We start from the raw sequence: 16,426 nt of genomic DNA, 5'->3' as shown, positions 1-16,426 counted from the left end.
CTTTAGAGCTGCTCTTTGGCTTTAGCGACTAAGACTTTAAAACTGTCCATATCGCGCACAGCCATATCTGCCAAGATCTTCCGGTCTAAACCAATTCCCGCGCGGTGCAACCCATTCATAAAGCGACTATAGGACAGTCCGTGCATTCTGGCTGCCGCATTAATGCGGGTTATCCACAAGCGACGAAAATCTCCTTTTCGCTTACGCCGATGCTGGTAGGCATACCACAAAGAATGCATGACCGCTTCATTCGCCGGGCGAAAATGACGTGATCGCGCACCCCGGTAGCCTCGAGCCATTTTTAAAATCTTTTTGTGACGACGGTGGCGAACCATTCCGCGTTTGACACGTGCCATGATGAAACCCCTCCACAATTATTGATGTGCTAACACGTTAGCGTCCGTTGGGCAAAAGACGTTTGGCCCGGTGATAGTCAGCATGCGACAATAAAACATCTTGACGAAGTCGGCGACGGCGAGTCGGCGACTTGTGTTCTAATAAGTGACTCTTACCCGCATGATAACGCGCGACTTTTCCGTTGCCGGTCACTTTGAGACGCTTTGCCGCGCCTCGATGAGTTTTCATTTTTGGCATAACACTACACTCCTTTTTTAGGCGCTAATATCATGATCATACTTCGACCCTCAACCCGAGGCGGCCTTTCGATGACTCCAACATCCTTGACTAGATCAGCTAACTTAGCCAATGTTTCTTGTCCCAAACCGGCATGAACAATTTCCCGCCCTCGAAACATCATCGTGCACTTAACTTTATCGCCGTCCTCCAAAAATCGATGAGCACTCCTGACTTTGACTTCAAAGTCATGTTCTTCAATGTTGGGACGAATCTTCAGTTCCTTGACACTGACGACTTTTTGTTTCTTGCGCGATTCGCGTTCTTTTTTAGCCTGCTCATACTTATATTTCCCATAATCCATGAGCCGACAAACGGGTGGACGAGCCGTGGGCGATACTTCAACGAGATCGAGATGACGCTCCTGGGCTAGGGCAAGCGCTTCCCGAAGGGAAACAACTCCAAGTTGTTCTCCTTCCTCACCAACTAGGCGCACATCACGCGCCCGGATCTCATTGTTAATCCTGAGATCTTTGATAGCCTTGATCCCTCCTTTGTTTTTCCTGCCAATATTATCCAAACAAAAAGGGCGGGGAAACCCGCCCAAGAACAGAAACCCCTTGCATCAACCCTTTTGGTTCGTACCGGAGGGTGAGAAGCCTTTGCTTCTGCTTTGTTCGGTATACAACATCCTTATTGTAACGTCCCGCAAATATGACGTCAACTTATCCTAAAGGCATTTGCGCTTGTTCGACTAACTCATCAATATATTCTGGCCATGGCTTAGCACCAATGTCGCCTTCTTCTCGGGTTCTCACCGAAACCGTGTGATTCTCCAAGTCTCTTCCGCCCACAATTAACATACGAGGAATCTTTCGCAGCTGAGCTTCGCGAATCTTATAATTCATTTTTTGGTTACGACTATCCACTTCCACTCTAAGACCCTGTCTCTTAAGTTTTTGCGCGATTTCCTGCGCATAATTCAGTTGTTGGTCAGTTATGGGAATCACCACGACTTGTACGGGAGCTAACCACAACGGAAATGCGCCGCCATAATGTTCAACCAAAATTCCCACAAAACGCTCGACAGAACCCATAATCGCACGATGAATCATCACTGGACGCTTTTCGCTCCCATCTTGATCGACGTAGGTTAAATCAAACTTTTCGGGAAGTTGAAAATCAAGCTGTATCGTAGCTAATTGCCAGTGACGACCTAATGAGTCGATGGCCGAAATATCCAGTTTCGGCCCATAGAATGCTCCATCCCCTGGATTGATTTGATATTTAATGCCACGCTCATGTAAGACAGCTTCTAAATCTTTCTCGGCTTTGTTCCATAATTCTAAAGATCCCATGTAATCATCGGGACGAGTTGAAAAGACAACTTCATATGGTAATCCAAACGCGCGAAAGACAATGTCGACCAAATCCAGAACGCCAAACATTTCTTGATTAATTTGATCCTCACGAACAAATAAGTGGGCATCGTCTTGGTGAAATCCCCGGACCCGGAGTAGCCCATGTAATGTTCCAGACCGTTCAAATCGAGATAATGGACCATATTCCGCATAACGAATTGGTAAATCCCGGTAAGAATGCAAGCTTTCTTTAAACAATAACGCATGTCCTGGGCAATTCATCGGTTTAGCACCCAAAAGCTCATCCTCGCGCTCCATTAAAAACATATTGTCCCGGTAGTGATCCCAGTGACCCGACCGTTGCCAAAGTCCTACCCGGTAAATCCATGGCGTTGACACTTCTTCATAGCCCCGCTCAGATTGCAGACGCCGGGAAAATTCTTCAAGGGTCCGGTACAATTGAAATCCTTTAGGATGCCAAAAGGCAAAGCCAGGTGCCTCTTCTCGAAAACTGAACAAATCGAGTTGGGGACCTAATCGGCGATGATCACGTTGCTTTACTTCCTCCAACCGCTCCATATATTGTTGCAAAGCAGTTTCACTAGGAAAAGACGTGCCATATATCCTGGTCATCATCGGATTATTTTCATTACCTCGCCAATAGGCACCGGAGACATTGGTTAATTTGATGGCCCGGATCAAGCCCGTGCTGAGTAAATGCGGACCCGAACACAAGTCAATAAATTCTCCTTGCCGGTAGGCCGAAATCGTAGCTCCCTCCGGAATGCGTTGGATAATTTCCAGCTTGAAGTCCTCGTGTCGCTCCTTAAATAAAGCTAAGGCTTCCTCGCGAGACAGTTCGATACGCTCAATGTCTAAATTTTCCTGTACAATAGTCCGCATCATTTCTTCAATACGCTGCAGATCGTCCTCTTTTAAAGGAGTGGGCAACCAAATATCATAATAGAATCCATCGTCTAGTGCCGGACCAGTTCCTAGTTTAGCCTCTGGCCACAATCTCTTGACAGCTTGCGCTAATAAATGCGCACTCGAATGGCGAAAGACGCGTTGACCACTGCTATCGTCAAACGTTAGCCATTGTAATTGTCCACCGTGTGGTAAGGGTCGCTTGAGATCGACGACATCTCCATCAATCCACGCTGCTAATGCATTCTCAGGCATTTCTTCACGAAAATCCAAAGGTCTTATGCCTGGGGCTTTGACGACCAGTTCACCATGGATTTCGACCGTTAAATCATTCATGGGTTCACGCATCCTTTCGAAAAAAAATACCGTCTCCCAAATTGGGGACGGAAAATAAATTCCGCGGTTCCACCGCCATTGGCAATTCATATTGCCCAACTTTATGCGAGATATCGGTCGCACCGCTAACTTTTTGCTTTCGTTAGTCACTCCGAGTTGGTTAAATCTCCGCGTTACCCTGAGGTCTTTCAGCCGATGAACCTCATTCTCTGTAGAGAATACGGAAATTATCGTCTCTTCATCGCGATTGCTTATAGAGTACTTTTACCTTATAAGAATCTGCAGGCTCTGTCAATTCCACCGTTTTGGATTTGCCAGGACGTTCCGAAGTACGCCGAACCCGTCCAGGAAAAACATCCTGAATGGTATGATCTAATTCGTGGGGAAAATTCCCATGTAATACAATTTGAGCCGGCGCCAAAAGCACCAGGGCACTTAACAAAAGTTCATCGGCTAAGTCTTGGTCCCAAGGCAGTCCGTCCTGTAAATGTTCGATGAGACTTGTTGCGATCCTTCGACCGCGTTCATCGGTAATCCGGAGGTCACGGTATGTCACATGGACCACTGCGCAGCTAGACATTTGACGTTCACTAAACTGGCGTAAAAACCGAATGTAATCCCGATGTTCGCGTTCCAAAAAATAGTCATCCACCGCTTCACCCAGCACGGCAAGCATCTCATCGCGAATTGCAGGTAACAAAAAGTCCTGGATTCCCTCGATAACCACCGTTTGATGTTCTGCCACAAATAACATAATGGGAATGGTCATGAGATCCACCCGGTGGCGTTGACTAGTATTTTGGCGGTTATCCAAAATTTGTAAAGCTCGTCCTAATACCCATAATCTTTCATCGGATGACAAATAATCAAACTGTTGACGAAGAAGACGCCGCATCCACAATTCCCGATGCGCTTCTATAAATTCTGCAATGGCGCGGGCCAATGGATACAGACATTCCGTAATTCGGTTTTCCGGCACGTCACAAACAGTCCAAAACATCCCCTGTTCATGCCAAAACTGCCATGGGACCGGAAAATCGTGAAAATGAAGTTCAGGCATACAGATGAAACTCCCGACAACCCACCGCATATATCCCATCCAATCTGATTGTGCAATATTTGCTGTTAGTATATTCCAGTTTTCACGTGGCTATTCATTAATAGCGCCGTATCTAAAAATCATTGCCAAATCCAGAAGCCTATCGTCATTTCATTGGTCTTCCGCTTAATTGAAATAGATTCTGATCATCAAACACGGCGTAATCATCCTCAAAAAGCTATTCACTCTTTGAATGAACCTATACTGTTCTCTTAGTGAATAAAAATTTGGGAGATCTATATTTCCTAATCGATCCTTCTATATTCGCTTGTTGTCTTTTCCATGGACCAGTACTGGGTAATAGAGCGCCACACAGAAGGTGAATTTTTACACTGTACAACACTACCTCGGATCGAGAGATGCTTATGCGGTTTCCCTGCTATTGAACACGGGTTCAAATGACAACCATTGGTACTATGTAAATCTATAAAAGGAACTCTAAAACGTATCGCCGCAAGAAGGCACATACTATGGGCTTTATCTTCAAAGTGTCCTTGGAGAACACGAAGAAAACTCGTATCTCCATTTTTTCAACAGCCTATGAGGTCATGTGGGATCAATATCCCATGGTGTCGCAATGCGTAGTAAAATTTTTTGAATTTAGGTCTCTCGCCTGGCAACGAGATTCTCTGCGAGCATTTATTCGCAAAACAAAAAAAATGCCTTACGGCATAAAATGGTGGGCGGTACAGGACTCGAACCTGTGAACCTCTCGCATGTCAAGCGAGCGCTCTAACCAACTGAGCTAACCACCCACTACAACTGGAGGCGACGCCCGGATTCGAACCGGGGCATCGGGGTTTTGCAGACCCCTGCCTTACCACTTGGCTACGTCGCCTTATTTCTAAGGCGGCAGATGGAGCGGAAGACGGGATTCGAACCCGCGACCCTTGCCTTGGCAAGGCAATGCTCTACCACTGAGCTACTTCCGCATCACGCTCTGCTATTGTAACAAAACTTTGGTCAGTTTGCAAGCCTATTTCCGGGAATAATGATAAAAACCTCGTCCGCTTTTTTTGCCCAAATGTCCAGCACGCACCAATCGTCGCAAAACTTGGGGAGCAGCAAATCGATCGTCATGAAACTCGTTGTAGAGATAATCCATGACCTCCAAATCCACATCCAAACCGGTAAAGTCCGCCAACGTTAACGGTCCCATCGGGTGATTTAGACCCAATTTGACGGCTTTATCGATATCTTCCTTACTGGCCACACCTTCTTCCAATATTCGCATGGCTTCAATGAACAATGGCATCAAAATACGGTTGACCACAAATCCTGGAGTGTCTTTTTGAACAACGATCGTCTCTTTGCCCATTTGTTGCGCCAAAAGCTGTGCCTGTTCAACCGTTGTGTCGACGGTATCTTCTCCCCGCACAATTTCCACCAATTTCATGACCGGAGCGGGATTAAAGAAATGCATTCCCACGACTGTTTCGGGACGTGTGCAGACACTAGCTAATTCCGTGATCGAAAATGAGGACGTATTACTAGCCAATACAGTGCTGGGTCGAACAATATGACTCAAGTGCTCAAACACCGTTTTTTTGATGGCCATAACTTCGACCACCGCTTCGATAATGAAATCAGCCTTCCCAAAATCATCCAGAGAACTTTCGGTGATATGACTCATTATCTCGTCAATACGCCCTGTTTCCACTTGCCCGCGCTCGGCGGCGCGCATCAAGCGTTCCCGAATTTTGGACAGTGCCCGATTGATCGCACCTTCTTGACTGTCATATAACAGCACACGGATACCATGCATGGCGGCCAATTGCGCGATCCCCGAACCCATCGTGCCAGCGCCAACCACTCCAAGTGTTTTGACTGCTTCCATAGGTTATCCCCCTAAAAACCCATAATATGAAATCCGCTATCGACGAACAGAATATCACCGGTAATGTGCTTGGCCCAATCGGAAGCAAGAAACACGGCCGCATTACCAACATCGTCTGTAGAAATATTTTCGGGAATAGGAGCTCGTTCTTCCGTGTTGTGTAAAGCCTGAGAAATACCTTTAACGCCTGATGCTGCCAATGTTTTTACCGGCCCCGCAGAAATCGCATTCACGCGAATATGTTCTTTCCCGAGATCAAATGCTAAGTAACGAACGGATGACTCTAAAGCCGCCTTGGCCACACCCATCACATTGTAATTGGGCATAACCCGGGTCGATCCTTGATAGGTCATGGCAATAATACTGCCTCCCTGCGCTTTTTGCATGGATGGGTATACGGCTCGTGTTAACTCCGTTAACGAATAGGCACTCACCATTTGTGCTAACATATATCCCTCACGCTTAGTATCCAAAAATCGTCCTTCTAAATCTTGACGGTCAGCATAGGCAATAGAGTGAACCAAAATATGAACCCCCTGCGGAGCCAAGTGTTGCAATTGCTTCCCAAATTCTGCCATAAGTTCGTCATTGGTCACATCTAATAATAGTGATTGGACCGGAACATCAATTTCCGGTAGCAATTTATCCAAATTTTCTTTTAATCGTTCGTTCTGATAAGTGACAATCAGCTGTGCTCCTTCACGTACAAAGGCCCGGGCAATACCCCAGGCAATACTTCTTTTATTCGCAATCCCGGTTACGACCGCAACCTTTCCATCCAGTAAACCCACTGTCTCTCCTACCTTTCGCATTATCCCAATCGGCTGTCCGCACATTAGGATATACCGAATTTTTCCACCATCATACCCTATCAGGTCTTGTCCGGCCAGAGCTTAGGCAGCAATAAGTCCGGAGGCTTTTGTCCATTAAGATACGCCAAAATATTATGCCATGCCCGCTCGGCCATCGCTAGACGAGTTTCTACTGTTGCCGAGCCGATATGAGGCAAAAGCGTCACGTTCGGCAACTCTCGCAAAGACGAATCGGACGGTAAAGGTTCTGTTTCAAAAACATCCAGTCCAGCTCCTGCCAATTTTCCTGTGCGTAATGCTGCGATTAACGCCTTTTCATCGACGACTGCTCCGCGCGAAGTATTAATCAAAATTGCTGTGGGTCGCATGCGCGATAAGGTTTCATGATTGATTAGATGCAAAGTTTGAGGAGTTAAGGGGACATGTAGAGACACAATATCAGAGGATTCCAATAATTGTTCCCACGATACTTGCTGTACATTTTCCGGCAAATCTTTTAGAGATCGCCGAGTAAAGATGATCACTCGCATGCCAAAAGCCAATGCCCGCTTGACGACCGCTCGGGCAATACGCCCAAACCCGACAATACCTAATGTTTTTCCATATAGTTCAAATCCCAAAAATCCGTCTGGTTCCCACCCTGTCCAGTGATATTGACGTAAGGCGTCTTCTGCACTCCGCAGGCGTCTTAAAACCAAAAGCATGAGCGCCATGGTTAATTCCGCTGTGGCCTCCGTCAACACATCTGGAGTATTGGTCGCCAAAACGTGTGATTTTTCTAGCGCAGCCAGATCAAAGTTATCAAATCCTACTGCCATATTGCTAACCATTTTAAGGTGCGGAGCATGCTCCAACAATTCGGTGTCCACACGTTCGGTTAACATGGTAATCATCAGATCAGCGTCTTTCGACCATGCCAGAAGTTGTTCCCGGGAAATAATCCCTGATTCATTCCAAACTTTCAATGATAAATCAGGCCGTCGAGAGCGAATCTCTTGAATGACCCGCGGATCAACCCGCCCCGTAATGACTAATTTCACAGCATTTGTCCCCCCCTTGTTATCCATGATAATTGGGAGGGCGACTCGTTAATACATAAACTTTATGAAATTGGATGCCATACTCCGCAATTTTTTGAGCTGATTCGGGAAAGAAAATATCAATATGATCCCCAAAAATAGCAGAACCCGTGTCCACCGCCCGTGCGGGCCCAAAGCCGTCAATATAGAGATAAGTTCCCAAAGGAATCACCTGAGGATCGACAGCAACGTCTCCTTGATGAAGTGGCAACCCGTCCCACGCGGCTACTGCACCCCACGGCCCATTCATCGAAAACTGCCCATTATATGCGGTGGTAAGTGCCGTAAACACCCGGTCATAGGAATACTTGACGCCATTAATCGTAATAACATGAACGGGAGCCGTTCCTAAGGCAACAATTTGCGGAAGGGGAGGAAAAATCACTTTACTAGTCCCATTGACCCAAAAATTTGTTCCCACCCGGCCTGGTTGAATCACTAATCTTTGTCCTTGCGGTAAATTACTATCCGTAATTGTTTTCGTCGGAAAAGGAACAGAAACGAAATGCGGTTTCTCCTGAGCAAATCCTCCACTTACCCATGGCCACCGAGGTAATACATTGGCCGGAGGGGCTTCATGACTCTTTACATGCCAATTATGCCCCCACAACGCGAACGCCAATGCCACGCCCATAATACCCATGGTCCAGCGCAGTTTATTCATTCGCGTTCCCCCGCTTTCTAGACGGATCACTGTTGACTCTAGTGTTTCCGGGAACAACGTGGTCATACAGTCAACGCCGCAATATTTCCTTATAGATGGCAAGGGAGGAATAAAAAAATCCCGCACAATGCGGGTTTTCAAGAAATCTGGTGCCGCAGGGCGGAATCGAACCGCCGACACGAGGATTTTCAGTCCTCTGCTCTACCGACTGAGCTACCGCGGCGAATTATGGCGGAGGCGACGGGATTCGAACCCGCGATCTCATGCGTGACAGGCATGCGTGTTGGGCCAGCTACACCACGCCTCCGTTTAGTCCTAACCAACGGCGTAATTATCCTCGAATTCCCCAGACTTGTCAACGGGGAAAACCTCTCAGACAAAAAATGGTGCCGCAGGGCGGAATCGAACCGCCGACACGAGGATTTTCAGTCCTCTGCTCTACCGACTGAGCTACCGCGGCGAATCATGGCGGAGGCGACGGGATTCGAACCCGCGATCTCATGCGTGACAGGCATGCGTGTTGGGCCAGCTACACCACGCCTCCGCGTGCAAATGGTGGGCGGAACAGGTTTCGAACCTGTGACCCCCTGCGTGTAAGGCAGGTGCTCTACCGCTGAGCTATCCGCCCGCTCCACAAGATGCGTTGTTTATTATACTCTCTTTCACCATCTTCCGCAACGGATTACTAGCAAATTCACCATATTTATATTGCCCCCGCCTGTTCAATGATTAATCCACCAGGCATAAGTGCCACGGTGAGGACCTTCAGGCACCGTAATAAGAAGCCAATGGTCTCCCATAAATCCAAGAAGATGATATTCACTTACATCGGTAAACGGCATGTGCACATCGAGTGTATAGTGGTGACCATAGAGTAACAAATGCCAAGTACCCTGCAAATTTTGGGCCAAGGTAGCAGCCATCGTTCCATTGTTTGAAAATCTGGGTACGCCTACCCATTTTAGTTGCTTGGGTAATGGATACGCATTCCATTTCCCGTTACTCCAAAAAATTGCCTGAGTGGCCGTATGTCCCAATGCCGAGGCATATTGCCTGGAAACCCGGACTTGTTCCATTTTGGGAACCGATACGAGCCCCTGGCCTTGTTGAAGAATGCGTCCGTTTTTTAATGCCGCGATAACCGTTTGATTACGAAGAATTCCATAATTAGCAATTTGCTGCTGTCCTGCACTAAGAATAAGCGCCGGATAGGTTTGATTCGCGTGAGTCCACACATAAATCCCCCATCCTTCTGGGCCCTGTGCTAAAATGGCGGCGCTTTGCGCATCCGGTGCCCACACCACTTTTGTCACTTGACTGAGTGTCGTTCCCACTGATTGCATACCGGCGAGAGAAGGTTGGGAATAATAGAGTCGATGATCACCTGAATCAATCCATAGAGTGCCTGTGGCATTAGGAGCTGGGTAGATCGCCCCACCAATTCCAACCAACGGAACGCCCCGGGCTGTTAATGCCATACGCCAAATTCCCGCCCCCGATGGTTCTGGAACCTCCACCCAATTGAGTCCACTTGCACGGCTTGTAATACTAATTCCATTAGACTGTAACTGAAATGATGAGGAGGGTGTAACCAAATAATAATCACCATCGCGGGAAACCAATCCACCCGGTTCTGAACTGACTGCAAGCCAGCTTGTCGTTTGGACCTGATGCGCTTGAGGAATTTTCGCTACGTATAGTTGAATCATTAAAAAGGCGAATAGCAAAAATAGAGAAACGGGACGTTTCATAGGGATATGCCTCCTTACCACACTTATCCATATCCCTATGCTCGTCCCGGACATTTATGATGGTGATGATTCAGGACCGACAAAAACTTCTGACATGGTAACATTCCCACGATACGCGGGAATCGATATTAATTTGTGGCTTTTAAGGCCCGTATTTCTTCGGTTAAACGCGGTACGACCTGAAATAAATCGCCGACAATGCCATAATTAGCTACTTTGAAAATAGGAGCTTCTGGATCATTATTTATCGCTACAATATATTTCGATCCCGATATCCCTGCTAAGTGCTGGATTGCTCCTGAAATCCCAATAGCAAAATAAACGGTAGGACTCACCACTTTACCGGTTTGACCAATATGGTAAGAATGAGGAACCCATCCATCATCCGCGACGGGCCTAGACGATCCCACCGCCGCTCCCAATGCCTCTGCTAATTGATCCAATAATTTGAAGTTTTCTGGGGCCTTAATTCCCCGTCCGCCTGAGACAATAATGTCAGCCTCGGTGAGTTCTTGGACACCGCTTTGAACTTCCTTACGTTCAGTCACTACGGCTTTAAAGGACGTTTCAGAAATTACAGGCGGGATATCGAGAACAACAGGTGTCGTAGGCGAAGGCACTGCCGCATTGATATTGGGACGAATGGAGAACATCTGAATGGGGGTGTCAATCTGTACTTCAGCTAAAACCTTACCCGCATACATGGGACGCGTTGCAATGACCCGATTGTCCTCATTTGTTCGAAGAGACAAGCAATCCGTAGCCAACCCTGCATTTAGCAATTCAGCCAATCGTGGAGATAAATCTTTTCCCCACGCCGACGCCGGAAACAAGATAACCGCTGGATCAAGTTCAGGAACAACTGAAGCAATCGCATCGGCAAAGCCATCGGAACTATACTGTGTAAAGGGCTCTTGTTCCCAGAACAAGACCCGATCAGCTCCATATTCGCTCAATATGTCCAAGGTTTTAGATGCGTCGGTTCCAAAAGTTAAAGCCGTTACAGGACCTAGAGCGAGGCTACGGGCTACAGTCAAGATTTCTAATATGACGTGACGAACTTGTCCTTGGTTCTGATCAAAGATTACGAGTACACCCGAAGACATTGTGCCCCCTCCTTTCAAATAACCTTAGCCTGTTCATGTAATAGTTGGACTAATTTTTTCGCCGTTTCCTCAGGATCTCCAGTTAAAATCGTTGGCGCCGGTCTCTCAGGCGGTGGTGTCAGGTTCATTACGCGGATTCGTGGGGGAGCGTCAACTCCTAAAGACGCTAGCGGAATGCGTTTAACCTCTTTTTTCTTAGCCTTCATGATATTGGGTAAGGTTGGATAACGTGGTTCATTTAATCCGCGTTGGGCAGTCACTACAGCGGGAAAAGGCAGTTCCACGATTTCCGTGGCTCCCTCTAATTCGCGTTCGGCCCGTAACCGTTTTTGCGACTCATCAATATCCAAATGAATCACGACCGTCACCTGCGGTAATCCCAGGTGCGCCGCTAACATTGGTCCGACTTGAGCCGCATCATCATCGACAGCTTGTTTACCAGTTAGGATCAGATCAAACCCCTCATCCCGGGCAACTTTGGCTAATGCATGAGCCACTTGTGATGGATCTAAGGTTTCTTCACTTTCGACAACAACGGCCCGATCCGCTCCCATGGCAAGAGCCTGGCGGACAGCCTCATCCACACGTTTAGGTCCGAGTGCGACGATAACCGTTTCTCCACCGATCTTTTCCCGAATTCGCAAGGCTTCTTCAATGGCAAACTCATCGTAAGGATTGATGACCCACTTAATTCCGTCTTCAACAATGCCGTGATTATCTCCGCGTATCTGAATTTTTGTCGCGGTATCAGGAACCTGTTTTACCATTACTAAGACTTTCATCCCTATTCCCTCCCTTTTGTTTGTGCATACGCGAAAGCCTTAATCATTCTTTAAACCTATTCAGGGCCATCACTATAGTAGCAAGCAACTGAGATTCTTGACTAGGGAAAATTGTGCGCAAATCAAAAATTAGCGATCCGTGACTAATCCGAGCAATAACAGGAGGATCGGCTTCTCGAAGGTACCGTTCTAAAACCGCCGTATCCTTAGAATGAGATGGAGTGAGGCTAACGACGTAAGTTGGAATTCGCGTTCCCGGCATCGATCCTCCCCCAATTTGGGAGTAATCTTGTTGAATATCGATAGACATCGGCACAGGAACCTGTTGTTTTAACGATTCACTAAATGATTGTGCCCGCTGGTAAATCTGCTCCGCAGTTTGATTCATCATCTGCCATAAAGGCAAGAGGTGAGCGCGTCCTTCTAAATACCACCGGATGGTATGTTCTAAAGCAGTTAAGGTCATTTTATCCACGCGAATAGCTCGGGCTAATGGATATTTTTTGAGCTGATCAATAATATCTGTCTTCCCTACAATGATGCCAGCTTGTGGTCCCCCCAATAATTTGTCTCCGCTAAAAGTAACAATGTCTACCCCAGCTTGGACAATCTCTTTGACACTGGGTTCGGCAACATTATCGATTTGCAACGGATTGATCACACCGCTTCCTAAATCCTCCATCACACAGATTCCGTAGCGTCGTCCCAAGTCCACTAATTCACGCGTGCTTAGCCCCTTGGTAAAGCCAATAACCCGGAAATTTGACTGATGGACTTTAAGTAACAGGCCGGTATTGTCATTGATCGCAGCCACATAATCACGTGCATGGGTTTTGTTTGTCGCACCGACTTCATGTAATAGAGCGCCAGAGAGAGCCATGACCTCAGGAATTCGGAAAGACCCCCCAATCTCGACAAGTTCTCCCCGAGACACGACGACTTCTTTACCGCGAGCTATTGCTGACAATGCGATCAATACCGCGGCAGCATTATTGTTGACCACCATGGCCGCTTCGGCCCCTACTAATTCCGCTAGAACTTGCGCGACATGGTCGTGGCGTGAACCTCTTCGGCCGTGACTTAAATCATATTCGAGTGTCGAATAACCCATTGCCACCATTTTTACCGCTTCCATAATTTCTTCAGGCAATGGCGAACGTCCTAAATTCGTATGAATCATAACGCCCGTGGCATTTAAAACGGGACGAAGACTTGGCATGGATAATTCTCGCGCTTCTTGAATTATCTCATCGCAAAGGACTGTTAGAGGAGGAGGAGCTTGTCCCCGGCGGGCCTTTTCCCGCCAACGGTTGAGGACGTCATCAATCGCCCTATCGACCCAATAAGAGGGAACTGGTAAGGGTTCAGGAAGAGCACGCCAGATCTTCTGTACCGCAGGCAACTTTCGTCGGAGATCAGACTCTTCTTTCACGACACACGCTCCTAAATAATAGCCACGCGAATGAGACGCGTGGCTATTAAACATCATTAGTGTAATGATTGTAAAGAGGGTGAAGAAGGATTGTTCTTCGCATCTTCACGATTGGTCACATGTGGATAAACGAGCCCGAGAGATGAATCAATGACGACATACCCGTTGCTTTGGAAAATATCATCAGCGTTCATGTCATAAAGAAACACGGCTTCATTGCGTATCCGTTGCGGTTTTGCATCTGATATCACCGTTTTCAATACGAATCCCTCCTTTTACGCTCTTTCCACCTGGGAAATCTCTTCCCAAAAATATTGTACCCTGCTCGATATGTTTTCGCCTATTTCTGCTGAACCCAGTTAGCAAACAGTGGAGCGAAGTAGGTAATAATCATGTCGGCACCGGCCCGCTTAATACTTAATAGGGATTCTTCTACAACCCGTCGTTCATCTAACCATCCCAACTGAGATGCCGCCTTAATCATGGCATACTCGCCGGACACTTGGTATGCCGCAACAGGAACTTTCACCGATTTTTTCACATCGGATAATACATCCAGATACGGCATGGCCGGTTTCACAATCACCATATCGGCGCCTTCCTCAATGTCCAGCAACACTTCTTTCAACGCTTCCAGGCGATTGGCAGGATCCATTTGGTAGGCCCGGCGATCGCCAAACGATGGGGTATTTTCTGCCGCCTCACGAAATGGTCCATAAAATCCTGAGGCATACTTAGCCGCGTAAGACATAATTGGAATATCTTCGAATCCTGCTTGATCAAGCGCGTGACGAATGGCAGCGACCCTGCCATCCATCATGTCCGATGGAGCGACAATACTCGCTCCCGCTCGAGCCTGAACGACCGCTGTTTTGGCTAAAATGTCTATGGTCATATCATTATCAACATCATCTCCCCGTAAAATTCCACAATGACCGTGATCGGTATATTCACACAAGCATAAATCGGCTATTAATACCGCTTCGGGAAGGCGTTTTTTCACCGTTTGTAAAGCGACTTGGACAATACCTTCCGGACTATAGGCTTCGGAACCTTCCGCATCTTTGTGAGCAGGAATCCCAAAAAAAAGAAAAGAACGGATGCCTTGTTCATAGACCTCTTCTAAATGATCACTCAACAAATCCACTGACCACTGGTAAATACCTGGCATTGAAGACACTGGTAGTTTCATCCCGGTTCCTGGGCGTACGAACACGGGATATATTAATTGATCCAGCCTAATATGCGTCTCCCTTACCAAAGCGCGTAATGTTTCATTTTTTCGTAATCGGCGAGGACGTTCTACAGGAAACATCTCTCAATCACTCCTTCATAAAATAATGAACTACTTCGTCAATCATCGCATCCACAGATGATCGAATAGGTTCGCGTGTGACAGGAATTCCATAATGCATGAGCCTGCGGCTAGTTAGGCGACCAATACTGATAGCGGGGATTTGACGCAAAATATCTTGCAAATGAGGATGTTGAGTCACTACATGATCGACCGAGGACGATGCAGTATAAAAGATTGCATCAATCTTATGTTCTTCCAATAGCTCAACAATGCTCGGCGAAAGCGGCACCGCAACATTTTGATAACACTGTAGTGGGCTCACAAGGGCACCTTGTTGGGCTAAAAAGTCCTGGAGATAAGTGCGGTTGAGATTCCCTTGCGGCAACAAGATATTCACTCCCAACAGCGAATAGCGGGAAAATGCTCTGGCCAAGCCTTCTTGGCTATACTCATTTTCCGGCATCAAAACAGGGTATAGTCCATAATCTTTCACCAATGCTTCAGTTTGGGGACCAACTACCGCAATATGAGCGCGCAGCCGACGAATATCCATATTGAGACGCTTAAATGACTGAAAAAATCTGCTCACAGCCTCTTGACTGGTAAATATAACCCAATCGTAGCGTTCAATATGAATTAAAGTCTGATCGACAATCGTCCACGAAGGAGGATCTTCAATTTGACTTATCGGAGCAATATACACATGCGCTCCAAGTTCTTGTAAGCGGGTACTGGCTTTTCGGGCCGTCGCTCCACCATGTAGAAGAAGGAGAGTGCGTCCGTAAAGCGGCTGATGCGATAACCAAAAGTGCGGTTGAGGCGAATCCGTGGCAATTTTCAACACCGCCGATGATTCTTCCCTTATGTCGCCATGAGTCCATTGTCCTGTCGGCCAAAGCCTCCACGTCTCTCGGGGAACGAAAGGATTTTCTCCTTGTCCTCCTCTTAGCCGTAACGGTACCGCGGCCCGGTATTCCGCCTCAAAAGGCGAGGCCACACAAAAGCCATTCATGTCCAACATCACGGTCATATCCCATAGGCCCGGCACAATCGTCCCCATGACCTGCTGTTCTTGGGCCCATTTTACCCATGACGACATCTCAACATGATGCGCCGGAGATTGTGCAACCAAAACCGCTACCTGATCATCTTGCGCCGACCAAAATTTCATCCGTGCCAACACCTCGGATGCCGCGACATATTCTTTTTCCACGGCCCATGGCCACAATAAATAAGGAGGCCATGAATCGTCAACGATTAATGCATGCTGCACCCGTTCAAGAATATCCCAAGCTTCTTTGGTCAGCCATTCAACCCGTGTGGAAGGTCCCGTCCCAATAAAATAAATGCGTGACGCCATGACGCAATTT

16 protein-coding genes and 8 tRNA genes are annotated in these 16,426 nt (G+C 47.3%); all 24 read right to left on the bottom strand.

Annotation, left to right across the window (positions count from 1 at the left end; translation table 11 throughout):
* Positions 1 to 2 precede the first annotated feature (2 nt).
* Positions 3 to 356 (bottom strand): 50S ribosomal protein L20, encoded by a 354-nt coding sequence (rplT, locus tag AOA63_RS04165; protein ID WP_020374546.1) that lies wholly within the window; start codon positions 354 to 356, stop codon positions 3 to 5.
* Positions 357 to 393: 37 nt separating this feature from the next.
* A complete protein-coding gene (rpmI, locus tag AOA63_RS04160; RefSeq protein ID WP_020374545.1) occupies positions 394 to 594 on the bottom strand; it encodes a 50S ribosomal protein L35 in 201 nt (66 codons plus the stop codon).
* Positions 595 to 598: 4 nt separating this feature from the next.
* Entirely contained in the window at positions 599 to 1,153 is a 555-nt protein-coding gene (infC, locus tag AOA63_RS04155; RefSeq protein WP_242848271.1) for a translation initiation factor IF-3, read from the bottom strand.
* A gap of 145 nt (positions 1,154 to 1,298) precedes the next feature.
* Entirely contained in the window at positions 1,299 to 3,197 is a 1,899-nt protein-coding gene (gene thrS / locus AOA63_RS04150) for a threonine--tRNA ligase (protein WP_053958532.1), read from the bottom strand.
* 238 nt (positions 3,198 to 3,435) lie between these two features.
* A complete protein-coding gene (gene ytxC / locus AOA63_RS04145) occupies positions 3,436 to 4,257 on the bottom strand; it encodes a sporulation protein YtxC (RefSeq protein WP_053958531.1) in 822 nt (273 codons plus the stop codon).
* A 716-nt stretch (positions 4,258 to 4,973) separates the two neighbouring features.
* Positions 4,974 to 5,051 (bottom strand) — tRNA-Val (locus tag AOA63_RS04140).
* A gap of 8 nt (positions 5,052 to 5,059) precedes the next feature.
* Positions 5,060 to 5,134: transfer RNA gene (locus AOA63_RS04135), tRNA-Cys, on the bottom strand.
* 19 nt (positions 5,135 to 5,153) lie between these two features.
* A tRNA-Gly gene (locus tag AOA63_RS04130) sits at positions 5,154 to 5,228 on the bottom strand.
* Between the two features lie 44 nt (positions 5,229 to 5,272).
* Positions 5,273 to 6,133, bottom strand: a complete 861-nt coding sequence (locus tag AOA63_RS04125) for a 3-hydroxyacyl-CoA dehydrogenase family protein (RefSeq protein WP_053958530.1) — start codon at positions 6,131 to 6,133, stop codon at positions 5,273 to 5,275.
* An 11-nt stretch (positions 6,134 to 6,144) separates the two neighbouring features.
* Positions 6,145 to 6,924, bottom strand: a complete 780-nt coding sequence (locus tag AOA63_RS04120) for an enoyl-ACP reductase FabI (RefSeq protein WP_053958529.1) — start codon at positions 6,922 to 6,924, stop codon at positions 6,145 to 6,147.
* Between the two features lie 80 nt (positions 6,925 to 7,004).
* Positions 7,005 to 7,985 carry a 2-hydroxyacid dehydrogenase gene (locus AOA63_RS04115; protein WP_053958528.1) on the bottom strand — a complete coding sequence of 327 codons (981 nt, stop codon included), beginning with the start codon at positions 7,983 to 7,985 and terminating at the stop codon, positions 7,005 to 7,007.
* 19 nt (positions 7,986 to 8,004) lie between these two features.
* Positions 8,005 to 8,754 carry a 3D domain-containing protein gene (locus tag AOA63_RS04110; protein ID WP_242848270.1) on the bottom strand — a complete coding sequence of 250 codons (750 nt, stop codon included), beginning with the start codon at positions 8,752 to 8,754 and terminating at the stop codon, positions 8,005 to 8,007.
* A gap of 81 nt (positions 8,755 to 8,835) precedes the next feature.
* Positions 8,836 to 8,911: transfer RNA gene (locus tag AOA63_RS04105), tRNA-Phe, on the bottom strand.
* A gap of 6 nt (positions 8,912 to 8,917) precedes the next feature.
* Positions 8,918 to 8,995 (bottom strand) — tRNA-Asp (locus AOA63_RS04100).
* A gap of 77 nt (positions 8,996 to 9,072) precedes the next feature.
* Positions 9,073 to 9,148: transfer RNA gene (locus AOA63_RS04095), tRNA-Phe, on the bottom strand.
* A 6-nt stretch (positions 9,149 to 9,154) separates the two neighbouring features.
* A tRNA-Asp gene (locus AOA63_RS04090) sits at positions 9,155 to 9,232 on the bottom strand.
* A gap of 9 nt (positions 9,233 to 9,241) precedes the next feature.
* A tRNA-Val gene (locus tag AOA63_RS04085) sits at positions 9,242 to 9,316 on the bottom strand.
* Between the two features lie 94 nt (positions 9,317 to 9,410).
* Positions 9,411 to 10,439: a hypothetical protein gene (locus tag AOA63_RS04080; protein ID WP_053958526.1), complete on the bottom strand. Its 1,029-nt coding sequence runs from the start codon at positions 10,437 to 10,439 to the stop codon at positions 9,411 to 9,413.
* A 128-nt stretch (positions 10,440 to 10,567) separates the two neighbouring features.
* Positions 10,568 to 11,545, bottom strand: coding sequence for an electron transfer flavoprotein subunit alpha/FixB family protein (locus tag AOA63_RS04075; RefSeq protein WP_053958525.1), 978 nt, complete (start codon positions 11,543 to 11,545; stop codon positions 10,568 to 10,570).
* A 14-nt stretch (positions 11,546 to 11,559) separates the two neighbouring features.
* Positions 11,560 to 12,327: an electron transfer flavoprotein subunit beta/FixA family protein gene (locus AOA63_RS04070; protein WP_053958524.1), complete on the bottom strand. Its 768-nt coding sequence runs from the start codon at positions 12,325 to 12,327 to the stop codon at positions 11,560 to 11,562.
* A 43-nt stretch (positions 12,328 to 12,370) separates the two neighbouring features.
* Positions 12,371 to 13,759, bottom strand: coding sequence for an L-seryl-tRNA(Sec) selenium transferase (selA, locus tag AOA63_RS04065; RefSeq protein WP_053958523.1), 1,389 nt, complete (start codon positions 13,757 to 13,759; stop codon positions 12,371 to 12,373).
* A gap of 56 nt (positions 13,760 to 13,815) precedes the next feature.
* Positions 13,816 to 14,019 (bottom strand): hypothetical protein, encoded by a 204-nt coding sequence (locus AOA63_RS04060; RefSeq protein WP_053958522.1) that lies wholly within the window; start codon positions 14,017 to 14,019, stop codon positions 13,816 to 13,818.
* 80 nt (positions 14,020 to 14,099) lie between these two features.
* On the bottom strand, positions 14,100 to 15,074 hold the full coding sequence (gene hemB, locus AOA63_RS04055) for a porphobilinogen synthase (RefSeq protein ID WP_053958521.1): 975 nt from the start codon (positions 15,072 to 15,074) through the stop codon (positions 14,100 to 14,102).
* A gap of 7 nt (positions 15,075 to 15,081) precedes the next feature.
* Positions 15,082 to 16,416, bottom strand: a complete 1,335-nt coding sequence (locus AOA63_RS04050; protein ID WP_053958520.1) for a uroporphyrinogen-III synthase — start codon at positions 16,414 to 16,416, stop codon at positions 15,082 to 15,084.
* Positions 16,417 to 16,426: the final 10 nt, after the last annotated feature.

Origin of the sequence: Sulfobacillus thermosulfidooxidans, assembly GCF_001280565.1 — a bacterium.
GTDB classification, from domain to species: Bacteria; Bacillota; Sulfobacillia; order Sulfobacillales; family Sulfobacillaceae; genus Sulfobacillus; species Sulfobacillus thermosulfidooxidans_A.
This window is presented reverse-complemented; position numbering and strand designations above follow the sequence as displayed.

Bases quoted from the DNA above. Each gene is read 5' to 3' on its own strand.
- AOA63_RS04110 (WP_242848270.1), bottom strand. From the start codon at position 8,754: ATGACCACGTTGTTCCCGGAAACACTAGAGTCAACAGTGATCCGTCTA.
- rplT (WP_020374546.1), bottom strand. From the start codon at position 356: ATGGCACGTGTCAAACGCGGAATGGTTCGCCACCGTCGTCACAAAAAG.
- AOA63_RS04080 (WP_053958526.1), bottom strand. From the start codon at position 10,439: ATGAAACGTCCCGTTTCTCTATTTTTGCTATTCGCCTTTTTAATGATT.
- thrS (WP_053958532.1), bottom strand. From the start codon at position 3,197: ATGAATGATTTAACGGTCGAAATCCATGGTGAACTGGTCGTCAAAGCC.
- AOA63_RS04125 (WP_053958530.1), bottom strand. From the start codon at position 6,133: ATGGAAGCAGTCAAAACACTTGGAGTGGTTGGCGCTGGCACGATGGGT.
- rpmI (WP_020374545.1), bottom strand. From the start codon at position 594: ATGCCAAAAATGAAAACTCATCGAGGCGCGGCAAAGCGTCTCAAAGTG.
- AOA63_RS04075 (WP_053958525.1), bottom strand. From the start codon at position 11,545: ATGTCTTCGGGTGTACTCGTAATCTTTGATCAGAACCAAGGACAAGTT.
- AOA63_RS04070 (WP_053958524.1), bottom strand. From the start codon at position 12,327: ATGAAAGTCTTAGTAATGGTAAAACAGGTTCCTGATACCGCGACAAAA.
- hemB (WP_053958521.1), bottom strand. From the start codon at position 15,074: ATGTTTCCTGTAGAACGTCCTCGCCGATTACGAAAAAATGAAACATTA.
- ytxC (WP_053958531.1), bottom strand. From the start codon at position 4,257: ATGCCTGAACTTCATTTTCACGATTTTCCGGTCCCATGGCAGTTTTGG.
- AOA63_RS04050 (WP_053958520.1), bottom strand. From the start codon at position 16,416: ATGGCGTCACGCATTTATTTTATTGGGACGGGACCTTCCACACGGGTT.